The organism is Pseudomonas sp. PB105, from assembly GCF_009764655.1.
GTDB lineage: Bacteria > Pseudomonadota > Gammaproteobacteria > Pseudomonadales > Pseudomonadaceae > Aquipseudomonas > Aquipseudomonas cyclaminis.
Genome location: NZ_RWIO01000026.1, coordinates 107,252 through 134,153, shown reverse-complemented (window position 1 = coordinate 134,153; position 26,902 = coordinate 107,252). Strand labels below are relative to the sequence as shown.

Here is a 26,902-nt window from a genome sequence, read left to right as displayed (position 1 = left end):
TGCCCGGCTGGCTTGCTGTGGTTAGCGAGCCTGTTGTGGTGAGCGGGCTAACCACAATTAAGCGCTTCAACACGGGTTCGGCGTAGCGTCAGAACGTCTGCCCCAGGTTCAGGTACACCGCCTTCTGATTATCGTCGTTGAACCCATAGCTGAAATTCAGTGGCCCCAACGGCGTATCAAACCCCAGGAAAATACTTGCAGCGTTGATATATCCGCTGTCGAACTCATTGTCGTTGTTCCATGCCCGGCCCCGCTCCAGGGATGCGCCCATATACAGTGGGAAATCCAACGGCAAGTAGGAACGCGGCGTCAGTCGGCGGTAGTAGACCGCACGCATCAGGCTGATGTTCTGCCCGGAAATTGCATCCTGGCGGAAGCCCGACAACTGCCGCGCACCGCCCAGCAGGAAGCTGGAAATCACCACATCCGAATCATCCAGGGTGCGCCCGTAGCGACCGCCCAGCACCAGCGTGTCCGGGCCATGGCTCATGGCCTTGTCCAGTTTGAATTCCCACTGTCGATAGCGCTGGTCCGAACCCAGTCCCGGTTCGAACTCGCGGTAGGCCAGGCCGATGTCTTCGCCGGTGTGCGGGAAGTACACGTTATCGAGGGAGTCGAAGGAGTACTTCAGCTCATAGAAGCCTTCGCTGAAACTCACGCTCGGCAGGTCGCGGTCGCCGATGCGCACATCCGCCTTGCCCCAGGCCTCGCCGACGCCGAAGCGGATCTCGCCGCTGTTGCCGATCTGGCGCCCCACGTTCAGGCCGAAACCATAGCGCTCCAGGCGGTATTCGGAGATGGGGTCGTTGTCCAGAATCAGCTCGACGTTCTGCGCCTGGGCGCTGAGGTAGGGCGCGATGAAGTAGCGTGAGCCCGCGTCCATCGGTTGGTAGAATTCGCTGTACAGTTCTTGCCGATCACCGATCTGTACCCGCGTGAGCCATTCAGCGCCGAGTCGGTTGATGCCGTTCATGCGGTAGCTCGCGCCAAGGTTGAAGGCGCTGTCGCCGCGCATATCGTCTGACAGGTTCAAGCCCAGGCGCAGGTAGTCGGTGCCGCTGCGCTTGCCGCGTGCACTGATCACCAGGGTGTTGTCCTGGCCCTTTTTCACCACGCGGTATTGCACCTGCTCGAAGTAATCCAGGCCATACAAGGTGCCCATGTCGGTTTGCAGGCGGCCGAGGTTCAAGGGTTCGCCCAGCGGTTGGCGGATGTAATAGCGGATCACGTCGTCGCTGACTTTCGAGTCGTTTTCCAGCAGGATCGCAGTGATCACCGGGGTGCGCTCGCCCGGCGTGCGCGCGGCCGCCAGTTGGGGGTCAACCGGTTCGGCGGGGCGTAAATGGGCCAGGCGCAGATCGAGGGCGCGGGTGGCGCGGTAGCCGGCGTCGATCATGTCCTTGGCGCGGCCAAAGTCGGTCACGCCATAGGCCGCCAGGGGCGGCTGGATCAGCACGTCCTTGGGGTTGAGGGCCTTGAGTTGTTCCTCGGAGTTGCGCCGGGTCATCAGGGTGATGGACTGGTTGAGTACGTCCACCACGGTGGCGAGTTGCTTGCGCGAGCGCAGCGGGGTGCCGATGTCGACCACGATGGCGATATCCACGCCCATCTCCCGCGCCACATCCAGCGGGATGTTATCGGTCATGCCGCCATCCACCAGTAGCCGGCCATCCAGCTCGACCGGGGCGAACACTGCCGGAATCGACATACTGGCGCGGATCACCTGGGGCAGATGGCCCTTGCTGAACACCACTTTTTCGCCAGTCGTGATGTCTGTGGCCACGGCGCGGAAGGGGATCGGCAGCTTGTCAAAATTGCGCGTGTTGCTGCTGTGGGCGAACATGCTTTCCAGCAGCAGCGCCAGGTTCTGGCCCTGGATCACGCCGAGCGGAAGGCCGAGGCTGCCGTCATCGCGAAAGCTGAGCTTCTGCTTGACCAGGAAATCCCGGTCATCCTGCTTGCGCCGAAACGGCACGTCTTCACGCGGCGGTGCGTCGGACAACGCCTGCTGCCAGTCGATGCCGAGGGCGAGCTTTTCCAGTTCGTCGATCTTGTAGCCTGAGGCATACAGCCCACCAATCACCGCACCCATGCTGGTGCCGGCGATGGCGTCGATATGGATGCCCTGTTCCTCCAGGGCCTTGAGCACGCCAATGTGCGCCAGCCCGCGGGCGGCACCGCCGGACAGCACCAGGCCGATTTTCGGGCGGGGCGGCTCTACGGCATCGGCAAGCAGGGGGACGAGGCACAGAAACAGGCAGGACAGCAGGCGGCGCATCAGGAATCTCAGGGCTGGGCGATAAAGGCCGGTATTATAGCCACTCGAACCTCATCCCTCGTCATGCCAGGAACTTGTCAAATGATGTCCGCCAGCAAACCCGAGATCGTGATCACCTATTGCACCCAGTGCCAATGGCTGCTGCGCGCCGCGTGGCTGGCGCAGGAGCTGTTAAGCACCTTTGCCGATGACCTGGGCAAAGTGTCGCTGGAGCCGGCAACTGGCGGTGCGTTTCGCATCACCTGCGATGGCGTGCAGATCTGGGAGCGCAAGGCTGACGGCGGTTTCCCTGAGGCCAAGGTGCTCAAGCAGCGCGTGCGCGATCAGATCGACCCGCAGCGTGACCTGGGGCACAACGACCGCACGCCGTGAAGGTCACCGCCATCGGCTGGCGGTGACGGATGGAGGCCGCTACTTGGCGGCCATCTTGCTTTTGATGAAGCCCACGAGCCACGTCAGCAACAGGCCGCCGACGCCGCCGCCGACAATATTGCTGCCGACCGCCGCCACATCCAGCGCCTCGCCGCCCGAAGTGCCCGTCAGTGCCGCAGCGACCTGGCCCAGTACGAGCCCGCCGATACCGCCCAGCATCGTATTGAGCCCGGTGCCCAGGCTTTGTTTGGTCATGCCGGCCACATTGCCGCCGACGACACCGCTGATGATTTGAACCAGCAAGCTGATAAACATTTCCATGGTGTAACCCCTGCATCGCGTTTAAGGAGTGACCACTCGCTTGCAGCAACTGCAGAGCACATCAAGGCTGTTGTCGGGCGGTCAGTTATCCGTTGAACGACTACAGACTGTTGCGGATGTTTAAAGTATAGATCAGGCCGTTGCTGTCGGCTGTTTGGCCTGGCTGGCACTACCCATCAGCCCTGAAAGCACGATGGCGACGATGATCAGCGCGCCTCCCAACAGCATGCGCAGTGTCGGGGTTTCGGCGAACAGCAGCCAGGCCACTGTGATGCCGTAGACCGGCTCCATGGCAAAAACCACGGAGGCGGTGCGCGCCTTGATCACCGCGAGGCTGGCGACAAACAGGCTGTGGGCCAGGCCGGTGCAGAACACGCCGAGCAGGCCGATCCACAACCAGTCCAGCGCACGCACATCCGCAAGTCCCGGTGCGGCTACGGGCAGCAGGCACACCGCGACTACCACGTTCTGACACAGTGCAGCCTGTACGGCAGGAATCCGCCCGGAGCTGGCGCGGTTATTCAGCGACAACAACGAGAACAACAGCCCCGAGGCGATGCCCCAGAGCAAACCGCCGGTGGCTTCGCTGGCCAGGTTGAAGTCCGGCGTCACCAGCACCAGGCCGACGGTGACGAGCGCCACCAGCACGACTTCATTGGCGCGAATGCGCTCGCGGAAGATCAGCCCTTCAAGGATCACGGTAAACGCCGGGAACGCGGTGAAGCCAAGGGTGGCGACGGCCACGCCCGCCACCTTGACTGCGATAAAGAAGGTTACCCAATGCGCGGCCAGTAATACGCCGCTGACCAGCAGGCGTTTCCAGTCGCGCAGTTCCAGGGTTTTCCACGGGGCGTTGCTGGCGAAGCGCGCAAACACGGCCAGGGCAATGACGGCGAACGCGGCGCGACCGAAGACGATAATGGCCGGCGAGGCGGCCGCCAGCTTGCCGAATACACCGGTAAGGCCAAACATCAATGCGCCGATATGCAAGGCGCCGAGGGCTGAACGGGGAGTCATTGCGATCCTTGAACCAACGGGGTAACAGAATCGCAGTCTAGAGGGTACGGGTGCGGACGTCTGTCGCGCAGCTCGCGATTTTTAGCGTAAGACTCGCCTTATGCCGAGCGCCGCAACGCGCCGGGAGAGGCGCCAAACTCGCGCAACGTGGTGGGCAGAAAAGGGCAGCACCATCACGCTGCTTTCGCGCACCTGGCTGCCACGGCCATCGACTTCCAGGTCCAGATGACCGGACAGCCCGAACACCAACTGCGCATGGTCATGGCTGTGGGCGATGGGCGCTGTCATCAGACTGACGCACAGCTGTCATGGGCTATTAATCGCCAGGGCGCAAGCTCGCGAAAACAGCGTCGAGGGATGCCCATGACCAGTGCCGAGTTCACCAAACCCAGCCGCAAGCAGCGCGTACGCACCCTGTGGATTTCCGACGTGCACTTGGGCACCCGGGATTGCCAGGCCGAACATTTGTCGCACTTCCTCAAGGGCTACCACGCCGACAAGGTGTATTTGGTGGGCGATATCATCGACGGCTGGAAAATGCGCGGCGGCATGTACTGGCCCCAGGCCCACACCAACGTGATCCGCCGCTTGCTGACCATGGCCAAGCGTGGCACTGAGGTGATCTACGTCACCGGCAACCATGATGAGTTCCTGCGCCGCTATTCCAAACTGATCCTGGGCAATATCCAGTTGGTGGATGAGGCGGTGCACGTAACCGCCGATGGCCGGCATTTACTGGTGATCCACGGTGATCAGTTCGATGTCATCACCCGCTATCACCGCTGGCTCGCCTTCCTCGGCGACTCGGCCTACGAATTTACCCTCACGTTGAACCGCTGGTTGAACCACTGGCGTGCGCGGTACGGCTATGGCTATTGGTCGCTGTCGGCGTACCTGAAGCACAAGGTCAAAACCGCCGTGAGCTTTATCAGTGATTTCGAAGAAGCCATCGCCCATGAAGTGACCAAGCGCGAATTACATGGCGTGGTGTGCGGGCATATTCACCATGCGGAGATTCGCAAGGTCGGCGAGGTGGACTACCTCAATTGCGGTGATTGGGTGGAGTCGTGCACGGCGTTGATCGAACACTGGGATGGGAGCATCGAGTTGTATCGCTTGGCGGATGCACAGGCCAAGGAAGCGCTGCTCAAGGCAGAAATGGTCGCGGGCTAGCGGTCAACGCAGTCTAAATGTGGGAGGAGGCAAGCCCCCTCCCACATTAAGTCCCGGTTTTTTCAGTTGGAGACGTCGGCGATGGCCTGGGCCAGCTGAGCCAATCGCGTCGCGTCCGCCCCGGCCACATTTGCCCGCCCTGAACTGACCATATACACGCTGTGCTTCTCACGCAGTTGCTTGACCTGTTCGGCACTCAAGCCGGTATAGGAAAACATCCCGCGCTGCGCGCCAATGTGCGCAAACCGTTCGGCCAGACCATGGGGTGCCAGCGCCTCGACCAGTCCGGATCGCAACTGGGCGATCCGCGCACGCATGGTTTCGACTTCTTCACTCCAGAGTTTTTTCAGCTCCGCATCACCGAGGATGGTCGCGACCACCGCAGCACCATGATCCGGCGGCGTGGACCACAAGTTACGCGCGATATTCGCCAGTTGGCTGCGCACATCCGTGAGCTTCTCGGCATCTGCCGCACACACGATCAGTGCGCCGACCCGGTCGCTGTACAGGCCGAAGTTCTTCGAACAGGAACTGGTGACCAGCACTTCCGGCAATTCTGCAGCAAACAGCCGCACTGCCCAGGCGTCCTGCGCCAGGCCGTCGCCAAAACCCTGGTAGGCGAAGTCGATCAGCGGCAGCAACTGGCGCTCGCGCACGATCTGCAGCACCTGGCGCCAGTCGTCCTGGGACAGGTCGAAACCGGTCGGGTTGTGGCAGCAGGCATGCAGCAGGACCACGTCGCCCTGGGGCACCGTGGAAAGGGTGGCCAGCATCGCCGCCACATCCAGGCGATTGTCGGCGCCTACATACGGATAGTGACTGACCTTGAGCCCGGCCTTGGCGAAAATGCTTTCGTGGATCGGCCAGGTCGGGTTGCTCAGCCACACGCCACGGCCTGGCAGGCTATGGGCGATGAAGTCGGCGCTCAGGCGCAGCGCGCCGGTGCCGCCTGGGGTCTGGGTGGCGCCGGCGCGGCGGTCGCGGATCAGTGTGGAGTCGGCGCCCAGCACCAGTTCGCGGATCAGCGTGCCGAAGCGGGCATCGCCATGGCCGCCGATGTAGGTCTTGGTGGTTTGGGTGTCGACCAGACGCTGCTCGGCGAGCTTCACCGAGTGCAGAATCGGCGTCAGGCCCTGGTCGTCTTTATAGACGCCTACGCCGAGGTCGAACTTGTCTGGGTTGGTGTCCTGGGCATACAGGTCCATCAACCCGAGGATCGGGTCGCCGGGCACGCGGCCAATGGCATCGAAGTGCATTACTTGCGGCCCTCGGCGTCCTTGGCCACTTCGTCGGTGCGCGCGGCCATGATGAAGTCATTGCGGTGCAGGCCCTTGATGGAGTGGCTCCACCAGGTCACGGTGACCTTGCCCCATTCGGTGAGCAGGCCAGGGTGATGGCCTTCGGCTTCGGAGATGGCACCCATGGCATTGGTGAAGGCGAGGGCGAACTTGAAGTTCTTGAACAGGAAAACCTTTTCCAACTGCATGACGCCGTCGCGGACTTCGATGTTCCAGTCGGGGATCTGCTTGATCAGCACCGGCAACTCTTCATCGCTGACTTGCGGGGCATCGGCGCGGCAGGCTTCGCAGTGGGCTTGGTTCAAGGTGGTCATGTGGGATGTCCTGAATTCGAATGAGTGAAGATCAGTGGGCGTTACCCTAAAGCAACGCGGGGCCAGGGAACAGACTCACCTGGCCTTAAAAGACGCAGTTCAAGCAGCCTTTGGTTTGGGCGGGAACTTGGGGGCGTGCAAGCCAAGCTGCATGCCGTGCTCGACCATGCCCATGATGTCTTCCTGCGCCACGTCGAACAGGCGCTTGAGTTCGGGCAGTACGAAGTAGAGCGGTTGCAGGATGTCGATGCGATACGGCGTGCGCATCGCTTCCAGCGGGTCGAAGGCTTGATGCTCGGGCTCGTCCGACAGGCAGTACACGCTTTCCTTGGGCGACGACAGAATACCGCCACCATAGATGCGTCGACCTGCGGGCGTGTCCACCAGGCCAAACTCGATGGTCATCCAGTACAGGCGCGCCAGGTACACCCGTTGCTCTTTGGTGGCCGCCAGGCCGAGCTTGCCGTAGGTGTGGGTGAATTCGGCGAACCAGGGGTTTGTCAGCAGCGGGCAGTGGCCGAAGATCTCGTGGAAAATATCCGGCTCTTGCAGGTAATCCAGTTCTTCGCGGGTACGAATAAACGTCGCCACCGGAAATTGCTTGCTGGCGAGCAGTTCGAAAAAGGTCTGGAAGGGGATCAGCGCGGGGACGCGGGCGACTTGCCAGCCGGTGGTCTCGGCCAGGACTTTATTGATTTCGCCCAATTGTGGGATGCGATCCAGGGGCAGGCCGAGTTTGTCGATGCCGTCCAGGTATTCCTGGCAGGCGCGGCCTTCAATCACTTTCAACTGGCGCGTGATCAGGGTGTTCCACACCGCGTGTTCTTCCGGCGGGTAATGGATAAAACCTTGCGCATCTGGCTCGCGGGCCACGTAGTGCGTCTGTTTCATACGGCTCTCCTGCTAGGCATTCGTTCTTGTTATGTCCTGCGATGAACCTATTGATAACCGTTGCAAGGCGAGATTCCATCCGCCGGTAAAGTGGATTTGTAGGAAATAACGCGGATTTTCGTAAAGTAATCGTTACGCATGTGCGGTTCGTCGCGGCATTGGGCTGGGAAAGGCACACAAACTGTCACATAATCTTGACGACTATCTGCGCCCAGCGTCAAAAAGACCCGGCGCCTACCCATTGTTCGGGCCCTTTCATGCGTATCAAAGTGCACTGCCAAAACCGCATCGGCATCCTGCGGGACATCCTCAACCTGCTGGTGGAGTACGGCGTCAACGTCGCCAAGGGCGAAGTCGGCGGCGAGCATGGCAATGCCATTTACCTGTTTTGCCCGAACCTGGTGAACATGCAGTTCCAGGCGCTGCGCCCGCAGTTCGAGGCGATTGCCGGGGTGTTTGGCGTGAAAAGGGTAGGGCTGATGCCCAGTGAGCGTAGGCACATGGAGCTCAATGCCTTGCTCGGCGCCTTGGAATTTCCAGTGCTGTCCATCGACATGGGCGGCTCCATCGTCGCTGCCAACCGTGCGGCGGCGCAGTTGCTCGGGGTGCGGGTGGACGAGGTGCCGGGCATTCCACTGTCGCGCTACGCCGAGGACTTTGACTTGCCGGAACTGGTGCGTGCGAGCAAGTCGCGGATCAATGGACTGCGGGTCAAGGTCAAGGGTGACGTGTTCCTGGCGGACATCGCGCCGCTGCAATCCTCCGAGCACGATGACAGCGAAGCCATGGCCGGCGCCGTGCTGACCTTGCACCGCGCCGACCGCGTAGGCGAGCGCATCTATAACGTGCGCAAGCAGGAGTTGCGCGGCTTTGACAGCATCTTCCAAAGCTCCAAAGTCATGGCGGCGGTAGTGCGTGAAGCCCGGCGCATGGCACCGTTGGATGCGCCGCTATTAATAGAAGGCGAAACCGGCACTGGCAAGGAACTGCTGGCCCGCGCCTGTCACCTGGCCAGCCCCCGTGGGCAATCGCCGCTGATGGCGCTCAATTGTGCCGGTCTGCCGGAGTCGATGGCCGAGACCGAGTTGTTCGGCTACGGCCCCGGCGCGTTCGAAGGCGCGCGGGCCGAAGGCAAGCTGGGGCTGCTGGAGTTGACGGCGGGCGGTACGTTGTTTCTCGATGGTGTGGGGGAAATGAGTGCGCGCCTGCAGGTGAAACTGCTGCGCTTTCTGCAGGACGGTTGCTTTCGTCGGGTGGGCAGTGATGAAGAGGTGTATCTGGATGTGCGAGTGATCTGTGCGACCCAGGTGGATTTGTCCGAACTCTGCGCCCGTGGCGAATTCCGTCAGGATCTCTATCACCGCCTTAACGTGCTGTCGCTGCACATCCCGCCGCTGCGCGAATGCCTGGATGGGCTGGGGCCTTTGGTTGAACACTTTCTCGATCAGGCCAGCCGCCAGATCGGTTGCCCGCTGCCCAAGCTCGCGCCGGCGGCGATGGAGCGACTCAGCCACTACCACTGGCCGGGCAATGTGCGGCAGTTGGAAAACGTGCTGTTCCAGGCGGTGTCGCTGTGCGAGGGCGGGACGGTGAAGGTCGAGCATATTCGCTTGCCGGATTACGGCGTGCGTCAGCCACTTGGCGATTTTTCCCTGGAGGGTGGGTTGGAGGCGATTGTCGGACGCTTTGAGAAGGCGGTGCTGGAAAGTTTGTATGCCGAGCATCCGAGCAGCCGCCAGTTGGGGAAGCGCTTGGGGGTGTCGCACACCACCATCGCCAACAAACTGCGCGATCACGAAATTCTCAAGGTCGAAAAATAATCAACTGACGCTGTGGGGGCAAAATGTGGGAGGGGGCTTGCCCCCGATAGCCGTGTGTCACTCATACATCAGCAACTGAACCACCGTCATCGGGGGCAAGCCCCCTCCCACAATTGATCTTCGTCGTTTTCCTGACCGGTAGTTGCCGGAAGCGGCAGTAGTCCGCCGTTTTTTCGACTCTGGTACAACCTCGAAATACTTGCGCGTCCGTGAAAACCCTTGCCCTGCCTGCACTTTAGCCACTTTCACAAAGTTGGTTCGCAAATTGCTTAAGCCTCATCAGTACAGCGGTGGGCGGCAAGCCTGCGTCAGAAAGAGGAAAGAGTGTGGACAAGTACCTTTATGTGGCAATGACCGGCGCCAGCCAGAATGCACTGGCGCAGAAGGCCCATGCCAACAACTTGGCGAACATTTCCACCAACGGTTTTCAACGTGACCTGGAGCAGGCGCGTTCGATGCCGGTGTTCGGCGACAGCTTTCCGGCGCGGGCGTTTGCCTTGACCGAGCGTCCAGCCACTGACTTCACCCCTGGCGCGATGATCGAGACCGGCCGTGACCTGGACGTGGCCGTCAGCGGCGACGGCTGGATGGCGGTGCAGACCCCGGACGGCAGCGAAGCCTACGTGCGCAGCGCCAGCATGAACGTCGATGCATTGGGCGTGCTGCGCGCCGGCAACGGCATGCCGATCATGGGCAACGGTGGCCCGATTGCCGTGCCGCCCCAGCAGAAGATCGAAGTCGGCTCCGACGGCACCATCAGCATCCGCGCCATGGGCGAAGGCCCGCGGGTGATGGCGGAAGTGGACCGGATCAAGCTGGTCCAGCCCGACCTCAAGAATATGAATAAAGGCCTCGACGGCACCATCCACACCAATGATGGCCAGCCTGCCGTAGCCGATGCGACTGTCAAGCTGACCTCGGGTTTCCTGCAGGCAAGCAACGTCAATGCCGTGGAAGAGATGACGGCAGTGCTGGCGCTTTCCAAGCAGTTCGAGCTGCACATCAAGATGATGAACAGCGCCAAGGAAGACGACCAGGCCATGACTCGCGTCATGCAGATGAGCTGATCAGCGCTCACTCACTAATTTGCTAAACGGCGCCAACAAACAGGCGCACGAAGGAGAACACCATGCTTCCGGCTCTATGGGTTGCCAAAACAGGTCTGTCCGCCCAGGACACCAACCTGACGACCATTTCCAACAACCTGGCGAACGTATCGACCACGGGCTTCAAACGTGACCGCGCCGAGTTCCAGGACTTGCTCTATCAGATCAAGAAGCAGCCGGGTGCCCAGTCGACCCAGGACAGCGAACTGCCGTCGGGCCTGCAATTGGGTACCGGTGTGGCAATCGTCGGCACCCAGAAGAACTTCAGCGCCGGTAACCTGCAACAGACCGGTCAGCCGCTGGACATGGCCATCAACGGCCGTGGTTTCTTCCAGATCCTGCAACCGGATGGGACTACGTCCTACACCCGCGACGGTACTTTCCACCTGGATTCCAATGGCCAGATCGTCACCGCCAACGGTTTCGCCCTGGAGCCGGCCGTGATCGTGCCAGCCGATGCCAAGACTTTCACCGTCGGCAACGACGGCACCGTGTCCATCACCGTGGCCGGCAACCCGGCATCGCAAGTGATCGGCAACCTGCAAACCGCCGACTTCATCAACCCGGCCGGCCTGCAGGCCATGGGTAACAACCTGTTCCTGGAAACCGCCTCCAGCGGCGCGCCGCAAATCGGCACCCCTGGCCTGAACGGTTTCGGCACCACGCTGCAAAGCACCCTGGAAACCTCGAACGTGAGCACCGTGGAAGAGATGGTCAACATGATCACCACTCAGCGCGCCTACGAAATGAACTCCAAGGTGATTTCCACCGCCGACCAGATGCTCTCGTTCGTAACGCAGAATCTGTAATCAAGTCTATGGGGCGCTCTTGAGGGCGCCTGCTACACCGTGAGGTATGGGTCATGAATCGCTTTGTTTCCGTTTTGGCATTGAGTGGGATTGCCGTGCTCGCGGGCTGTGTCGCCCCGACGCCCAAACCCAATGACCCGTACTACGCGCCGGTGTTGCCGCGCACGCCGTTGCCGGCGGCTGCCAACAATGGCTCGATCTACCAGGCCGGTTTTGAACAGAACCTGTACAGCGACCGCAAGGCGTTCCGGGTGGGTGACATCATCACCATCACCCTCAACGAGCGCACCCAGGCCAGCAAGAACGCCAACTCCCAGGTGGGTAAAACCAGCAAGGCAGGCATTGGCCTGACCTCGTTGTTCGGTGCGGTGCCCAACGTCAATAACCCGTTGGGCGATGGCGACCTGAGCCTGAGCGCCGGCTACAGCGGCGACCGTGCCACCAACGGCAAGAGCGCGGCAGGGCAGGGCAACAGCCTGACCGGTTCGATCACCGTGACCGTGGCCGATGTATTGCCCAACGGCATCATCGCCGTGCGCGGTGAGAAGTGGATGACCCTCAATACCGGTGACGAGCTGGTACGCATCGCCGGCATGGTGCGCGCCGATGACATCTCCACCGACAACACCGTACCGTCCACGCGGATTGCCGATGCGCGCATCACTTATTCCGGCACTGGCGCCTTTGCCGATGCGAGCCAGCCGGGCTGGTTCGACCGTTTCTTCCTTAGCCCGCTGTTCCCTTTCTAGGTGGCCACTTTGAAATTCAAACAGCTGATGGCGGCCGCACTCCTGCTTTCGTTGAGCGCTGTCGCCCAGGCCGAACGCCTGAAAGACATCGCAAGCATCTCCGGCGTGCGTTCCAACCAGTTGATCGGCTACGGCCTGGTGGTGGGGCTCAATGGTACGGGCGACCAAACCACCCAAACCCCGTTTACCTTGCAGACCTTCAACAACATGCTCTCGCAGTTCGGCATCAAGGTGCCGGCGGGCTCGGGCAATGTGCAGCTCAAGAACGTCGCGGCCGTGTCCATCAGTGCCGACTTGCCGGCGTTCTCCAAGCCGGGCCAGGTGGTGGACATCACCGTGGCTTCCATCGGTAACTCCAAAAGCCTGCGCGGCGGCACCTTGCTGATGACGCCGCTCAAAGGTATCGACGGCAACGTCTACGCCATCGCCCAGGGCAACCTGGTGGTGGGCGGGTTTGACGCCGAAGGTCGCGACGGTTCGAAGATCACCGTCAACGTGCCCTCGGCCGGTCGGATTCCTGGCGGCGCCACGGTGGAACGTACCGTGCCCAGCGGTTTCAACCAGGGCAACAGCCTGACCCTGAACCTCAACCGTTCCGACTTCACCACCGCCAAGCGCGTGGTCGACAAGATCAACGACATGCTCGGCCCTGGCGTGGCCCAGGCCATCGACGGCGGTTCGATCCGCGTGACCGCGCCGCTGGACCCAAGCCAGCGTGTGGATTACCTGTCGATCCTGGAAAACCTTGAAGTCGACCCAGGCCAGGCAGTGGCCAAAGTCATCATCAACTCGCGCACCGGCACCATCGTGATCGGCCAGAACGTCAAGGTATCGCCGGCTGCGGTGACCCACGGCAGTCTGACCGTGACCATCACCGAAGACCCGATCGTCAGCCAGCCTGGGCCGTTGTCCAATGGCCAGACGGCGGTCGTGCCGCGCTCGCGGGTCAATGCCCAACAGGAAGCCAAGCCGATGTTCAAGTTCGGCCCCGGCACCACGCTGGATGAGATTGTCCGCGCGGTGAACCAAGTGGGCGCGGCGCCTGGCGACCTGATGGCAATCCTTGAAGCTTTGAAACAGGCCGGCGCCTTGCAAGCCGACCTGATTGTGATCTGAGGCCATGGCCATGGATATGCGCAAGAGCGGGATCAGCAGCACGGCGGATTCGGGGTCTTACTCCGACCTGAACCGGCTTAACCAGCTCAAGGTCGGCGGCGACAAGAACAGCGAAGGCAACATGCGCAAAGTGGCGCAGGAGTTCGAGTCGCTGTTCGTGAGCGAGATGCTCAAGTCGATGCGCTCGGCCACCGAGGCCCTGGGCAAAGACAACCCGATGAACACCCCGGCGGCCAAGCAGTACCAGGAGATGTACGACCAGCAACTGGCGGTGTCGATGTCGCGCGAGGGCGGTGGTATCGGCCTGGCCGACGTGCTCATGCGCCAGATGCAGAAGAACAAGCCGGTGGACGCTGCTGCGGCCACCTTGCAAGGTCCGGCAGCCGCAGAACCCGTCAAGAAAGTCGACGTGCCGACGGAAATTGCCGCCGGCACCCAGGCCGAAGGTCCGCTGGGTCGCTCCAATGGCCAGCGTCCGCTGTGGGCCTACCGTGTGGCCGAGCCCCAGGCCGGTGCCGCCGCTGCCCACAGCAACGACATGGAACTGATGAACCAGCGCCGCATTGCCTTGCCAAGCAAGCTGGCCGATCGCCTGCTCGCCGGTATTGTGCCGAGCACCCAAGTGGCGGCCGAGGCCAAGACCGCGCCGCTGCGTAACAGTGCCGCCGACGACAACGTCATCAACAGCACCGCACGCAGTTTTGCCGTGCCCAATGACCGTATGCAGATCTACAGCCGCGCCGTGGCCCAGCCGCCATTGGCACCGGCGAAAAAGGCGTTCAGTTCGCAGGATGAATTCGTCGCCACCATGTTGCCGATGGCCAAGGCCGCGGCAGCGCGTATTGGTGTCGATCCGAAGTACCTGGTGGCCCAGGCCGCCCTGGAAACCGGTTGGGGCAAATCGGTGATGCGCGCCGAAGATGGCAGCAGCAGCCACAACTTGTTCGGTATCAAGGCCGGCCAGAGTTGGCAGGGCGGTCAGGCCCGTGCAATCACCAGCGAGTTTCGCGATGGCGCGATGGTCAAGGAAACGGCGCAGTTCCGTTCCTACGACTCATACCAAGACAGCTTCCACGACCTCGTGACCTTGCTGCAAAGCAATGATCGCTATAAAGAAGTTGTGAAGTCGGCCGACAACCCGGAACAGTTTGTGCGTGAGTTGCAAAAAGCCGGTTACGCCACCGATCCGGCCTACGCCAGCAAGATTTCGCAGATCGCAAAAACGATGAACAGTTATCAGGATTACGCTGCCGCGGGCGCGACCACTCATTTATAAGGTCTGAACCATGAGTTTGCTCAATATCGGGATGTCGGGGCTAAACGCCGCTCAAGGATCGTTGTCGGTTCTGAGTAACAACATCGCCAACGCCAATACCGCGGGCTATTCGCGTCAGCAGACCACCCAGAGTGCGAACGCGAACAACCAGTACGGCGGCGTGTTCATCGGCAGCGGCACCACCCTGGCCGACGTGCGCCGGGTCTATAACGAATACCTGGACACCGCCTACCAGAACAGCACCTCGCTCAACAGCGACGCCAAGGCGTATCTGGACCAGGTCAGTGCGGTCGACAAGACGCTGTCGGACAAGACCACCGGCATGTCCGCCGTACTCAGCTCGTTCTTTGCTGCGGTGCAGACCGCCTCGGCCAGCCCGAACGATACGTCGGCCCGCCAGATCCTGCTCACTAACGCCCAGACGCTGACCAACCGGTTCAATGCAATCTCCAGCCAGTTGAGCCAGCAGAAAGAGACCATCAACAGCCAGTTGACCTCGATGAGCGATCAGGTCAACCAACTAACGTCGTCGATTGCGTCCCTCAACAAGCAGATCGCCCAGGTCCAGGGGTCGTCCAACACCACTCCGGCCAACCTGCTCGATTCCCGGGCTGAGGCCGTGCGTTCGCTGAATGAGTTGATCGGCGTGACCGCCACGGAAAAGAACGGCGTGTTCAGCGTCAGCACCGGCAGCGGCCAGTCCCTGGTGCTGGGCGATCAGTCCAGCAGCATTTCCGCCGTGCCGAGCAACAGCGACACCAGCCAGTACACGATCCAGCTCAATGCGCCGGGCGGTACGACCCTGGACCTGGGCAATGTGATCAGTGGCGGCAGCATCGGTGGCCTGCTGCGTTATCGCAGCGATGCGCTGATGCCAGCCATCAATGACCTGGGGCGTATCGCGCTTGTCACTGCCGATGCCCTCAACAGCCAATTGGGCCAGGGCCTGGACCTCAATGGCGAGTTCGGCGCCTCGATGTTCACCGACATCAACAACGCCGCCTCCGTTGCCCTGCGCAGCCAGGCAGCCCAAGGCAACCTGGGCGACGGCGCGCTGGGCGTGACGATCAAGGACAGCAGCCAACTGACCAACTTCGATTACAAGGTCAGCTTCAACGATGGTGCCAACCTCAATAAGGTCACGGTGCTGCGTTCCGACGGCAAGGCCATGGGCACGTATGACCTGAGTGCCACGCCGCCGCCGGTTATCGATGGGTTCACCCTGGCGGTCAAGACGGGAACAAACGTGCAGGCGGGCGACAGCTTCAAGGTCAGCCCGACGGCCAACGGCGCCAAGGAAATCGGCACCATCCTGACCGACCCGAGCAAGATTGCGTTTGCCGCGCCGTTGCAGGGCGAGGCGGGTAAAACCAACCAGGGCACCGGCACTTTTACGCCGCCGACGCTCACCGTGCCCTTGGACATCCAGGGCGGCGCCGACACCGCACAACTGCGCACCGGCATCGAACACTCGATGCCGGTGACGATGGTCTTCGCCAAACCGGCAGCCGATGGCACGCAGGCCTACACCCTCAGCAACGCCCAGGGTGATCCGATCGGTTCCGGCAGCATCGTGCCGGGGCAGACCAACAAGATCAGCATCAGCGTACCGATGCGTGATGCCAGCGGAACCTTGTTGTCGCCGGCCAAGAACTTCAGCTTCGACACCACGGTGGGCGGTTCGCCGGCCAACGGCGACAGCACCTCCTTCTCGTTCAATGCCACCGGCAAGTCCGACAACCGCAACGCCCAGGCCCTGCTCAACCTGCAGACCAAGGCAACGGTCGGCCTGGCGGCCGATGGCAGTGGCGGCACCAGCCTGGTGGGGGCCAACAGTAAGTTGGTCTCGACCGTTGGCGCCAAGGCCGCAGCGGCCACCACGGACACCACGGCCACCAACGCGCTGTTGACGGCCAACAAGAACGCGCGCAACTCCGTCTCCCAGGTCAACCTGGATGAAGAAGCGGGCGACATGATCAAGTTCCAGCAGTACTACACAGCGTCGTCGCAGATTATCAAGGCTGCGCAAGAAACCTTCAGCACGCTGATCAATAGTCTTTAAGGGAGTCTGGGACGATGCGCATTTCTACACAGCAGTATTTCGACACCAGTGCCAGCAAGTATCAGAACAACTATTCGGGTGTGGTGCAGGCCCAGCAGCAAGCGAGTTCCGGCGTGCGTGTGCAGACCGCTTCGGACGATCCGGTAGCTGCCCAGCGCTTGCTGATGCTGCAACAGCAGAAAGACATGCTGTCGCAGTACAGCGGCAATATCACCAGTATCCAGAACAAGCTGACCAACGAAGAAAGCATCCTGGATGCGATCAACACCACGATCCAGGCCGGCAGCCAACTGGCGCTGCGTGCCGGCGGCGTGACCAGCGATGCTGACCGCAAGTCCATTTCGGTCGAAGTGGGCGCGCTTGAGGATCAACTGTTGGGCTTGCTCAACAGCAAGGATTCGGCCGGCAACTACCTTTTCTCCGGCTCCAAGACCGACACGCCGCCGTACTCGCGCAACAACGATGGCACTTACAGCTATCAGGGTGATGAGAACGAGCTGAGCCTGCAGGTTTCCGAGACGCTGACGGTGCGCACCGGCGATACCGGCAAGACGATCCTGGAAGGGGCGGTCAACACCAGTCGCACCCAGGCCAATTACCTCGCGCCGGCTGCTGCGCCGGTGGCGCCGGCGATTTCGCCGCCGCTGGTCGACGACCACAAGGTCGCTATATCGAGCGGCCTGGTCACGTCGGGCTCCGACTACACCCGGCAGTTTGCCGACGGCCAGCCGTACAAGCTGACCTTCACCAGCAGCACCCAGTACGTCATTACCGACAAAGACAACAACGACATTACGTCGCAGGTTGACGGTAACGGCACGTTCGACTCCACCAAGGAAGGCAGCGCTAGCGTCAACCTGCGCGGCGTCAAGTTCGATATCACGGTAGACCTCACCGACCGCGCCACCGGGCCTGATGCCGATGCGCTGGTCAAGGGGCGTGAGTTCAGCCTCAGCGCCAAGCCTGATGGGTTCAACATCGCGCGGACCGCGAGCAACACGTCCAGTGCGCAATTGACCAACGCCAGCGTCAGCAGTGCGACCAGCTATTCGAGCACCTTTCCCAACAGCGGCGTATTGATCAAGTTCGACGACACCGACCCGAACGCCTACAAGGTCTATGCCCAGCCGTACACCGCTGGCAGCAAGCCGATTGTGGACAATGGCGTGGTCACCCCTGGCACCGGCACCCCGCCGGGCCCGAGCACCATCACGGCGGCGGGCGTCACCTTCGAACTGAGCGGTACGCCGAACGTCGGCGATCAGTTTTCGGTAGGCAACACCACCCAGAAAACCCAGAACGCCCTCGATACCCTGGGCCAACTGCGCAAGGCGCTGGAACAACCGGCGGACGGTATTCCGGGGGCGCGGGTCAAGCTTCAGAACGCGCTGAACGCTGCGGTCAGTAACCTCACCAGCTCGGCCGACCAGGTGGACAACGTGCGTGGCTCCATCGGTGCGCGGGAGAATGCGTTGACGGTGCAGGCCAGCGCAAACGCCAGCATCAGTTTGGCCAACACCACCACCATGAGCGCCTTGGCCAACGTCGACATGGGCGAGGCGGCGATTAACCTGACGCTGCAGCAAACCATGCTCGAAGCCTCGCAGCTGGCCTTCGTGAAAGTCTCGCAGTTGAGTCTGTTCAACAAGATGTAAGTGGCTTCAAGTCAAGCGGCCCGCTCTGGAAACAGAGCGGGCCGTTGTCGTTTCTGGGGCTAAATTGTTGAAACGTTTTGCATAAAGCACACAAAATTGAGTGACCTGTGAGTCATAAAGCGCATCTTCACTGTATCGTGTGAAAAGGATAAGTCGTCACAGGGTCCTTGCGGGGCGGCTTTCAGCGAGATTGTTATGGGGTTATCCCCTTTATTGTCAGCACTCCGGGCGCAGTCCTCGGGGTGTTCTCCAGCTATTTAGTATTGGGAAGCCACAATGATTGGCATAAAAAGCATCGCCAGTTACGTGCCGGCAGACGGGATCGATAACTACGCCCAGGGTGCCAAATTCGCCAAGGATGAAGAATTCATCATTGGCAAGATCGGTTCGGCGTTTCTGCCGCGCAAGGAAGCCGCCCAGGAAACTTCCGATCTGTGTGTCGAGGCGGTCAACGCTTTGTTTGCCAACAACCCGGACCTGAAGCGCGAATCGATTGACGCGCTGATTGTCGTCACCCAGAACGGTGATGAAGAGGGTTTGCCCCACACCGCCGCCATCGTCCAGGACAAGCTGGGCCTGCCGACGCATGTGGCGGCCTTTGATATTTCCCTGGGCTGCTCCGGCTACGTCTACGGCATCTACGCGATGAAGGGCTTCATGGAAGCCACCGGCCTGAAAAACGGCCTGCTCATCACCGCCGACCCGTATTCGAAGATCGTCGACCCGGAAGACCGCAACACCACCATGCTGTTCGGCGATGCCGCCACCGCCACCTGGATGGGCGAGGACGCGCCGTGGTTGCTGGGCAAGTCCAAGTTCGGCACCGACGGTTCCGGCGCGCCGCACTTGAAGGTCAGCGATGGCGTGTTCTTCATGAACGGCCGCCAAGTGTTCAACTTCGCTTTGCTCAAGGTGCCGGCGCATCTGCATGAGCTGCTCAACGAGTCGGACCTCAAGGCTGATGAGATTGACGCGTTCTGCATCCACCAGGGCAGTGCGGCGATTGTCGACGCCGTGGCGCGCCGCTTTGAAGATGCACCCGTGGAGAAGTTCATCAAGGACATGGTCGAGACCGGTAACACCGTGTCGTCGAGCATTCCACTGCTGCTGGAAAAGCATGTGATGGACGCCACCTGGAAGCGCGTGGCCATCAGCGGTTTTGGTGTGGGCCTGTCGTGGGGTTCGGCGATTTTGTATCGCCCGTGACCCTTTAGCAGGGCCTATAAAAAAAACGCCGATGATCGAGAGATCATCGGCGTTTTTTATTTGGCGCCAGAAACACCAATGAAATAGGGGGTTTGCGTCTGCGTAAACCCTTGAATTGCAAGGGGTGGCACGGCGCCAGTAAAAAAAATCAAAAAAATCCTCAAGCAACTGCCCACCACGACGATAACTATTACGTAGGTTCTCAGGCCACACCCGGCGGTTGCCAGGGCCGGAAGCCGCAGTATCCATCCAACGAGGATTTCGTCATGGCTTTAACAGTAAACACCAACATTGCTTCGATCACTACTCAGGGCAACCTGAACAAAGCTGGCGGCGCCCTGGCCACTTCCATGCAGCGCCTGTCTTCCGGCCTGCGTATCAACAGCGCTAAAGACGACGCTGCCGGCCTGCAGATCGCTAACCGCCTGACCAGCCAAATCAACGGCCTGGGCCAAGCAGTAAAAAACGTGAACGACGGTATCTCCATCGCTCAGACCGCTGAAGGCGCGATGCAGGCTTCGACCGACATCCTGCAAAAAATGCGTACCCTGGCTCTGTCTTCCGCTACTGGCTCCCTCAGCGCTGACGACCGTAAGTCGAACAACGACGAATACCAGGCTCTGACTTCGGAACTGACCCGTATCTCGCAAACCACTACTTTCGGTGGCCAGAAGCTGCTGGACGGTTCGTACGGTACCAAGGCCATTCAGGTTGGCGCAAACGCTAACGAAACCATCAACCTGAGCCTGGAAAACGTTGCAGCCAACAACATTGGTTCGCAGCAGGTCAAAACCAAGGCCATCGTGCCTAGCGCAACTGGCCTGGCTGGCGGCGACATCACTGTTACCGGCAACGGTCAGACCAAAACCGTAACTTACGCTGCAGGCGCTTCGGCTAAAGACATCGCTGCGGGCCTGAACGGTTCGATCGGTGGCCTGACCGCTACCGCCAGCACTGAAGTCAAACTGGAAGTAGGCGCTGCCACTCCGTCGAACTTCAAACTGGCTGTAGGTAGCGGTAATGCTGTTGATTTCGTCGGCGTGAAGGACCTGGCCGGCCTGGCTGACCAGCTGAAGTCGAACGCTGCCAAACTGGGCATCAGCGTTAACTACGACGAATCCAACAAAACCCTGTCGGTCAAGTCGGATTCCGGCGAAAACCTGTCGTTCTCTGGTGCTGATGCCAACGCCCAGACCAACATCCTGGTTGGCGCTAAAGACGGCGCTGGCGCATTCGCCACCCCGGCTGCTCTGGGTGCTGCTGCAATCGTTGTGACCGGTCAGGTTTCCCTGGATTCGGCTAAAGGCTACTCCCTGAGCGACGCTGGTACTGGTGTATCGGACCTGTTCTCGGCTGCTACCGTTTCGTCGACCAAGACCACCATCTCTAACACCGACGTGACCGACGCTACCAACGCTCAAAACGCGCTGGCTGTTATCGACAAGGCCATCGGCACTATCGACGGCGTTCGTTCGGGCCTGGGTGCTACCCAGAACCGTCTGACTACCACTGCAGACAACCTGCAGAACATTCAGAAGAACTCCACCGCTGCACGTTCCACCGTTCAGGACGTCGACTTCGCTTCCGAAACCGCCGAACTGACCAAGCAACAAACCCTGCAGTCGGCTTCCACCGCGATCCTGTCGCAGGCTAACCAGCTGCCATCCGCTGTACTGAAGCTGCTTCAGTAATCCCAGCGCTTGGTAACTAACGGAAGGGCGCGTCTACGTGCCCTTCCGTTTTTTCGGTTTAGAGGAGATTGGACATGGACATGAGTGTAAAGCTGAACCAGTCTTATCCGCCGGTTGCACCTCAAAGCGCACCTGCCAAGGTAGTGACTGACAACAGTGTCAAGAATGTCCAGGCAACGCCCGCGATCAGCCAAGAGCCCGCACGCGCCGACCTGGAAAAAGCAGTAACCGATATTCGTGATTTCGTTCAGGCCACTCAGCGTAGCCTGGACTTTTCCATTGATGACTCCACCCACCGCGTGGTGGTCAAGGTCATCAATACCGACAATGGTGAAGTGATTCGCCAGATTCCGTCGGAAACAGCCTTGAAGCTGGCACAGAACCTCAGCAGCGCAAGCAACTTGTTGTTTGACGACAAGGTCTGAGCTGGCATGAAACTTGTTGCTGTCTGGTCTTGAGGCGTAATAAGTCAAGATAACGGCAGCCACCGAACAGGAGATAGATGATGGCGGGTTCAACGGTAAGTGGTATCGGTTCGAACATCGATACGCAAGCGATCGTGACATCCTTGGTCAACGCCGAAAAGGTGCCCAAGCAAACGCAGATCAATACCGCGTCTGCGAAGGCGACCACCACGCTGTCTTCGATCGGCAAGGTTCAGGCCGCTCTGGATGCGTTCCGCAATGCTCTGGACACCATGTCCAAGGACAGCAGTTTCACCGGCTTGAGCGGTTCGTCGTCGGATGAAAAGACCGCGACCATGACGGCCAGCAATACGGCCTCGAACGGCAGCTTCCGGTTGATCGTCGACCAGTTGGCCCAGGCGTCCAAGCTGTCGAGCAAGAACTTCAGCGGTGGCACCTCGACGGTAGTCAACGCGACGGACAAGTCGACGACACTGACCATTACTCAGTCGGGCAAGGCTTACGACCTCAATGTTCCGGCGGGGGCGACCCTGCAGCAGGTGCGTGACTCGATCAATACCCAGTTTGGTACTTCGGGGCTGAGCGCCAACATTCAAACCGACTCCAACGGTTCGCGATTGATCCTGACCTCTACCACCATGGGGACCGGCTCGGACCTTACTCTCTCTGGCACCTCGGGGCTGGATGTGGGTGCCACGGTCGTCGAACAGCCCAAGGATGCGCTCTACAGCATCGATGGGGTTGCGTCTGTGTCCAAGACCAACAGCATCGAGGGCGCGCTCAGTGGCGTGAACATCAAGCTGGTGGCTGTATCGGCAGTCAAAACCGGTGACACAAGTGATCCGCCGGTGAAAAACGCCACGCTGATTACCGTAAGCACCAACAACACCGCACTCAAGTCCGGGGTCAAGGGTTTCATTGACACCTACAACGCCCTGATCACTGCCATGAACGCCGAAACCAAGGTCACTACGAACCTGGACGGCAGCACCACGGCGGCAGCGTTGACCGGCGACTCGACCATGCGTTCGTTGCAGAGCACGATCCGCAATGAGTTCAACACGCTGTCGGGCACCGGTGCGTTCAAGTCCCTGGCGCAGTTCGGCGTGACCACCAGTTCGAGCACGGGCCTACTGGCGATCGATGACAAGAAGTGGGACGCGGCGGTTAAAACCAACGGCGCCGACATCAACAGCATGTTCAGCGGTAAGGACGGCATGTTGGCGAGGATGAAAAGCGCCACGGATGACTTTGCCAAGGCGAGTACCGGTATCCTGGCGACGCGTTCGACATCCTTGTCGAATACGCTGAAGGACCTGACCAAGGACCAGGCCACGCTCGACGAGCGCATGACCCTGCTCACCAACAGCCTGTCGGCCAAGTACAACGCCATGGACACCCTGGTCGCCCAACTGCGCCAGCAAAGCACCAGCGTCATGACCACGCTCAATGCGCTGAATAACGTCAAGACCAATACTTGATCCCCTGCTGACCAAAAAAAGGCCAGGCAATCTGCCTGGCCTTTTTTTATCGCGGGACGACGGGGGCTAAAGCTTTTTGCGAACCCGTCGACATATTGGTTACTAGAATCCTTTTCGCTGTCGCCTGTCACGAGGTAGAAACATGAATCCCATGAGAGCCCTTCGCCAATACCAGAAGGTCAATTCCCATGCTCAGATCTCCGAAGCCAGCCCGCATCGCCTGGTGCAAATGCTGATGGAAGGCGGGCTCGACCGTATGGCCCAGGCCAAGGGCGCGCTGGCGCGTGGCGACATCGCCCAGAAGGGCCTGATGCTCGGCAAGGCCATCGACATCGTGATCGGCCTGCGCGACGGCCTGGACGCTGAAAAGAGTGATAACCCGGCTTATGTCCAACAGCTGGAGAGTCTGTACGCCTACATGACCAATCGTCTGATGGAAGCCAACCTGCATAACGACGTCGACATGATCGACGAAGTGGCTCGTTTGATGATTACCGTTAAAGAAGGCTGGGATGCGATTGGCGCCCCACAGGCCACCGCAGAATAAGGCCTGGGTGCCTTGAGGAACACGTCATGAGCCACGCACTGCAACGCATTGATGAAACCCGTGAGGCGCTGATGGGCGCGCTGGCGGACCGTAACTGGGACGCCATCGGCGAGCTGGATATGGGCTGTCGCGACGTGATCGAGCAGGTGCTCAGTGAGGCGCCGGTAGACGAAGATGCGTTGCGTGAGAAGCTTGAGAGCCTGTTGGCGGTCTACCAGCAATTGCTGCAGGTGACGACGGGCGAAAGGCAGGCTATTTTTGAAGAGATGTCGCAGATCAACCAAGCTAAAAATGCGTCAAAGGTTTACCATCTGTTCGGTTGAATGGCTCAGTTAATCCGAACGGCGCGTCATATATTTGACTGTGCTCGCATTTTTGACTTAACTAGTGCTGTTTTCAGATTTCAGACGTCTAGTAGGGTAAGAAGTCTTACAGGCGCCTCGATTGCCCTCAATCTCGGGGCAGGAAGTTTTACTAGGGAAGTTGCTATTGCATGTGGCGTGAAACCAAAATTCTGCTGATCGATGACGATAGCGTCCGCCGCCGCGACCTGGCGGTGATTTTGAATTTTCTTGGCGAAGAAAATCTGCCCTGCGGTAGCCATGACTGGCAGCAGGCGGTCAGCTCGTTGTCATCGAGCCGTGAAGTCATTTGTGTGCTGATCGGGACGGTAAACGCTCCAGGCGCTGTTTTGGGCTTGTTAAAGACACTGTCTACCTGGGATGAGTTCCTTCCCGTGTTGCTGATTGGTGATATTTCTTCTGTCGAGCTGCCGGAAGATCAACGCCGCCGCGTACTTTCCAGCCTGGAAATGCCCCCCAGCTACAGCAAATTGCTGGATTCCCTGCACCGTGCCCAGGTCTATCGCGAGATGTACGACCAGGCTCGCGAGCGCGGTCGCCACCGCGAACCCAACCTGTTCCGCAGCCTCGTCGGCACCAGCCGCGCCATCCAGCACGTGCGCCAGATGATGCAGCAAGTGGCCGATACCGACGCCAGTGTGCTGATCCTCGGCGAATCGGGCACCGGCAAGGAAGTGGTCGCACGCAACCTGCACTACCACTCCAAGCGCCGCGACGGGCCATTCGTGCCGGTCAACTGCGGGGCGATCCCGGCAGAGCTGCTTGAAAGCGAACTGTTCGGCCATGAGAAGGGCGCCTTTACCGGGGCGATCACCAGCCGTGCCGGGCGTTTCGAGCTGGCCAACGGCGGCACCCTGTTCCTCGACGAAATCGGCGACATGCCGCTGCCGATGCAGGTCAAGCTGCTGCGCGTGTTGCAGGAGCGCACTTTCGAGCGCGTGGGCAGCAACAAGACCCAGAGCGTCGACGTGCGCATCATTGCCGCTACCCACAAGAACCTTGAAAGCATGATTGAGGTGGGCAGCTTCCGCGAAGACCTCTACTACCGCCTCAACGTCTTCCCAATCGAGATGGCCCCGCTGCGTGAGCGCGTGGAAGACATCCCGCTGCTGATGAACGAACTGATCTCGCGCATGGAGCACGAAAAGCGCGGTTCGATTCGCTTCAACTCTGCCGCGATCATGTCCCTGTGTCGCCACGGCTGGCCGGGCAACGTACGCGAGCTGGCCAACCTGGTGGAGCGCATGGCGATCATGCACCCGTACGGTGTGATCGGCGTGATCGAGTTGCCGAAGAAATTCCGCTACGTCGACGATGAAGACGAGCAGATGGTCGACAGCCTGCGCAGCGACATGGAAGAGCGTGTCGCCATCAACGGCCACACGCCGGACTTTGGTTCAACCGCCATGCTGCCGCCCGAAGGCCTGGACCTCAAGGACTACCTCGGCAACCTGGAACAAGGCTTGATCCAACAGGCCCTGGACGACGCCAACGGCATCGTCGCCCGCGCCGCCGAGCGCTTGCGCATCCGCCGAACCACCCTGGTGGAGAAGATGCGCAAGTACGGCATGAGTCGTCGGGAAGGCGATGAACAGGCGGATGATTGACGCCTGATTCCAGAGACCGCTGATTTATCAGCGGTTTTTTTTCGGCACAAGTATTGCTACAGCCCTCGCAACGTTCCGTTTAACTGACGGTCAGCCAGCGAGAGAGCATGATGCCCCACGCCGCCCAGCAATCTTCCAGCCCCTCTATCCCGGGACTTATGCCCTCTGTGGAGCAGCAAAGCCGTCAGGGTCTCGAACAGGCTTTTTCGCTGTTCAACCAGATGTCGAGCCAATTGACTGACTCCTACAGCCTGCTCGAAGCCCGCGTCTCGGAGCTTAAAGGCGAGTTGGAAGTGGTGAGCGCCCAGCGCATGCAGGAGTTGGCCGAGAAAGAGCGCCTGGCCAACCGTCTGCAAAACCTGTTGTCGCTGCTGCCCGGTGGCGTGATTGTCATCGATGAAGAAGGCCGCGTGCGCGAGGCCAACCCTGCGGCCTGCGACATGCTCGGCCTGCCGCTGGAAGGCGAGTTGTGGCGCCATGTCATCACCCGTTGCTTCGCGCCGCGTGAAGATGACGGTCACGAAATCTCCCTCAAGGACGGGCGCCGCCTGTCCATCGCCACCCGTTCCCTGGACGCGGAGCCGGGGCAATTGGTGTTGCTTAATGACTTGACCGAAACCCGTCACTTGCAAGACCAATTGGCGCGCCACGAGCGCTTGTCGTCATTAGGGCGGATGGTCGCTTCTTTGGCGCATCAGATCCGCACGCCGCTGTCGGCGGCGTTGATCTACGCCAGTCATTTGACTGATGAGCAATTGCCTGTCGCCACCCAGCAGCGGTTTGCCGGCCGTCTCAAGGAGCGTCTGCACGAACTGGAGCACCAGGTGCGCGACATGCTGGTGTTTGCCCGCGGCGAATTGCCGCTGACCGACCGCGTGACACCCGCCCACCTGATGCAGGCCCTGCAAGCGGCTGCGAGCACCCATATTCAAGACACTCAGGTGCGCTGGCAGTGCGACAGCCACCTCGGCGAGCTGCTGTGCAATCGAGACACCCTGGTGGGCGCGCTGCTCAACTTGATCGAAAACGCTATCCAGGCCAGCGGCCCCGGTGCGCGGCTCAAGGTCCACCTGTACAGCCGCGAGCAAACCTTGCGCCTGTGCATCAGCGACAGCGGCGCCGGCATCGACCCTGTGGTGCTCAAGCGCCTGGGCGAACCCTTCTTCACTACCAAGACCAACGGAACCGGCCTCGGCCTGACCGTGGTCAAGGCCGTGGCCCGTGCCCATCAGGGAGAATTGCAACTGCATTCCCGACTGGGGCGTGGCACCTGTGCACTGATAAGCCTGCCGCTGTTTTCATGCGCGGCAGGCGCGGAGTAAAAAG

24 protein-coding genes and 1 pseudogene are annotated in these 26,902 nt (G+C 60.5%); 18 read left to right on the top strand and 7 right to left on the bottom strand.

Annotated features, from left to right (window positions below; genetic code table 11):
• Positions 1 to 88: 88 nt before the first annotated feature.
• Positions 89 to 2,278, bottom strand: coding sequence for a patatin-like phospholipase family protein (locus EJD88_RS04020; RefSeq protein ID WP_158876896.1), 2,190 nt, complete (start codon positions 2,276 to 2,278; stop codon positions 89 to 91).
• Between the two features lie 84 nt (positions 2,279 to 2,362).
• On the opposite strand from EJD88_RS04020, the gene EJD88_RS04015 reads away from it, so the two are divergent.
• The gene (locus EJD88_RS04015; protein WP_099584163.1) at positions 2,363 to 2,650 is read left to right on the top strand and encodes a SelT/SelW/SelH family protein; all 288 of its coding nucleotides are present in this window, start codon (positions 2,363 to 2,365) and stop codon (positions 2,648 to 2,650) included.
• A gap of 39 nt (positions 2,651 to 2,689) precedes the next feature.
• Here the strand turns inward: EJD88_RS04015 and EJD88_RS04010 are convergent, their stop codons facing one another.
• The 3 genes and pseudogenes from EJD88_RS04010 to EJD88_RS04000 form a co-directional block, all read right to left on the bottom strand.
• On the bottom strand, positions 2,690 to 2,971 hold the full coding sequence (locus EJD88_RS04010) for a hypothetical protein (RefSeq protein ID WP_112196380.1): 282 nt from the start codon (positions 2,969 to 2,971) through the stop codon (positions 2,690 to 2,692).
• Between the two features lie 132 nt (positions 2,972 to 3,103).
• Positions 3,104 to 3,988 carry a DMT family transporter gene (locus tag EJD88_RS04005; RefSeq protein ID WP_099584099.1) on the bottom strand — a complete coding sequence of 295 codons (885 nt, stop codon included), beginning with the start codon at positions 3,986 to 3,988 and terminating at the stop codon, positions 3,104 to 3,106.
• Between the two features lie 147 nt (positions 3,989 to 4,135).
• A pseudogene (locus EJD88_RS04000) lies at positions 4,136 to 4,276 on the bottom strand (AraC family transcriptional regulator); the annotation flags it as partial.
• Between the two features lie 75 nt (positions 4,277 to 4,351).
• Between EJD88_RS04000 and EJD88_RS03995 the strand changes: the two are divergent.
• Complete coding sequence (locus tag EJD88_RS03995; RefSeq protein ID WP_099584100.1) at positions 4,352 to 5,161, top strand: UDP-2,3-diacylglucosamine diphosphatase; 810 nt, start codon at positions 4,352 to 4,354, stop codon at positions 5,159 to 5,161.
• Positions 5,162 to 5,223: 62 nt separating this feature from the next.
• Here the strand turns inward: EJD88_RS03995 and EJD88_RS03990 are convergent, their stop codons facing one another.
• The 3 genes from EJD88_RS03990 to phhA all read right to left on the bottom strand — a co-directional run bounded on the left by EJD88_RS03990 (position 5,224) and on the right by phhA (position 7,664).
• On the bottom strand, positions 5,224 to 6,417 hold the full coding sequence (locus tag EJD88_RS03990) for an amino acid aminotransferase (protein ID WP_158876894.1): 1,194 nt from the start codon (positions 6,415 to 6,417) through the stop codon (positions 5,224 to 5,226).
• Complete coding sequence (locus EJD88_RS03985) at positions 6,417 to 6,773, bottom strand: 4a-hydroxytetrahydrobiopterin dehydratase (RefSeq protein ID WP_158876892.1); 357 nt, start codon at positions 6,771 to 6,773, stop codon at positions 6,417 to 6,419. Before EJD88_RS03985 ends, EJD88_RS03990 begins: the two co-directional genes overlap by 1 nt.
• Positions 6,774 to 6,872: 99 nt before the next feature.
• Positions 6,873 to 7,664: a phenylalanine 4-monooxygenase gene (phhA, locus tag EJD88_RS03980; RefSeq protein ID WP_099584102.1), complete on the bottom strand. Its 792-nt coding sequence runs from the start codon at positions 7,662 to 7,664 to the stop codon at positions 6,873 to 6,875.
• A gap of 257 nt (positions 7,665 to 7,921) precedes the next feature.
• Here phhA and EJD88_RS03975 point away from each other — a divergent pair, with 257 nt between their 5' ends.
• The 16 genes from EJD88_RS03975 (at position 7,922) to EJD88_RS03900 (ending at position 26,898) form a co-directional block, all read left to right on the top strand.
• Complete coding sequence (locus EJD88_RS03975; RefSeq protein ID WP_099584103.1) at positions 7,922 to 9,484, top strand: sigma-54-dependent transcriptional regulator; 1,563 nt, start codon at positions 7,922 to 7,924, stop codon at positions 9,482 to 9,484.
• Between the two features lie 326 nt (positions 9,485 to 9,810).
• Positions 9,811 to 10,551 (top strand): flagellar basal body rod protein FlgF, encoded by a 741-nt coding sequence (locus EJD88_RS03970; RefSeq protein WP_158876890.1) that lies wholly within the window; start codon positions 9,811 to 9,813, stop codon positions 10,549 to 10,551.
• 62 nt (positions 10,552 to 10,613) lie between these two features.
• Positions 10,614 to 11,399, top strand: a complete 786-nt coding sequence (flgG, locus tag EJD88_RS03965) for a flagellar basal-body rod protein FlgG (RefSeq protein ID WP_076952969.1) — start codon at positions 10,614 to 10,616, stop codon at positions 11,397 to 11,399.
• A 53-nt stretch (positions 11,400 to 11,452) separates the two neighbouring features.
• On the top strand, positions 11,453 to 12,148 hold the full coding sequence (flgH, locus tag EJD88_RS03960) for a flagellar basal body L-ring protein FlgH (RefSeq protein WP_158876888.1): 696 nt from the start codon (positions 11,453 to 11,455) through the stop codon (positions 12,146 to 12,148).
• Positions 12,149 to 12,175: 27 nt separating this feature from the next.
• Entirely contained in the window at positions 12,176 to 13,264 is a 1,089-nt protein-coding gene (locus EJD88_RS03955; RefSeq protein WP_081797739.1) for a flagellar basal body P-ring protein FlgI, read from the top strand.
• Positions 13,265 to 13,268: 4 nt separating this feature from the next.
• The gene (flgJ, locus tag EJD88_RS03950) at positions 13,269 to 14,540 is read left to right on the top strand and encodes a flagellar assembly peptidoglycan hydrolase FlgJ (RefSeq protein WP_099584107.1); all 1,272 of its coding nucleotides are present in this window, start codon (positions 13,269 to 13,271) and stop codon (positions 14,538 to 14,540) included.
• Positions 14,541 to 14,550: 10 nt separating this feature from the next.
• Positions 14,551 to 16,602 carry a flagellar hook-associated protein FlgK gene (gene flgK / locus EJD88_RS03945; RefSeq protein WP_099584108.1) on the top strand — a complete coding sequence of 684 codons (2,052 nt, stop codon included), beginning with the start codon at positions 14,551 to 14,553 and terminating at the stop codon, positions 16,600 to 16,602.
• 14 nt (positions 16,603 to 16,616) lie between these two features.
• Entirely contained in the window at positions 16,617 to 18,257 is a 1,641-nt protein-coding gene (locus EJD88_RS03940) for a flagellar hook-associated protein 3 (RefSeq protein ID WP_158876886.1), read from the top strand.
• A 276-nt stretch (positions 18,258 to 18,533) separates the two neighbouring features.
• Entirely contained in the window at positions 18,534 to 19,463 is a 930-nt protein-coding gene (locus tag EJD88_RS03935) for a ketoacyl-ACP synthase III (RefSeq protein ID WP_099584110.1), read from the top strand.
• Positions 19,464 to 19,729: 266 nt separating this feature from the next.
• Positions 19,730 to 21,154 (top strand): flagellin, encoded by a 1,425-nt coding sequence (locus tag EJD88_RS03930; protein ID WP_053133208.1) that lies wholly within the window; start codon positions 19,730 to 19,732, stop codon positions 21,152 to 21,154.
• Positions 21,155 to 21,228: 74 nt separating this feature from the next.
• Complete coding sequence (locus EJD88_RS03925) at positions 21,229 to 21,579, top strand: flagellar protein FlaG (RefSeq protein WP_099584112.1); 351 nt, start codon at positions 21,229 to 21,231, stop codon at positions 21,577 to 21,579.
• 80 nt (positions 21,580 to 21,659) lie between these two features.
• A complete protein-coding gene (gene fliD, locus EJD88_RS03920) occupies positions 21,660 to 23,060 on the top strand; it encodes a flagellar filament capping protein FliD (protein WP_112196374.1) in 1,401 nt (466 codons plus the stop codon).
• 142 nt (positions 23,061 to 23,202) lie between these two features.
• A complete protein-coding gene (gene fliS, locus EJD88_RS03915; protein WP_099584114.1) occupies positions 23,203 to 23,607 on the top strand; it encodes a flagellar export chaperone FliS in 405 nt (134 codons plus the stop codon).
• Between the two features lie 26 nt (positions 23,608 to 23,633).
• Positions 23,634 to 23,930: a flagellar protein FliT gene (fliT, locus tag EJD88_RS03910; RefSeq protein ID WP_099584115.1), complete on the top strand. Its 297-nt coding sequence runs from the start codon at positions 23,634 to 23,636 to the stop codon at positions 23,928 to 23,930.
• A 170-nt stretch (positions 23,931 to 24,100) separates the two neighbouring features.
• Positions 24,101 to 25,576 carry a sigma-54 dependent transcriptional regulator gene (locus tag EJD88_RS03905; RefSeq protein ID WP_099584116.1) on the top strand — a complete coding sequence of 492 codons (1,476 nt, stop codon included), beginning with the start codon at positions 24,101 to 24,103 and terminating at the stop codon, positions 25,574 to 25,576.
• A gap of 110 nt (positions 25,577 to 25,686) precedes the next feature.
• On the top strand, positions 25,687 to 26,898 hold the full coding sequence (locus tag EJD88_RS03900; RefSeq protein WP_158877007.1) for a PAS domain-containing sensor histidine kinase: 1,212 nt from the start codon (positions 25,687 to 25,689) through the stop codon (positions 26,896 to 26,898).
• Positions 26,899 to 26,902 lie beyond the last annotated feature (4 nt).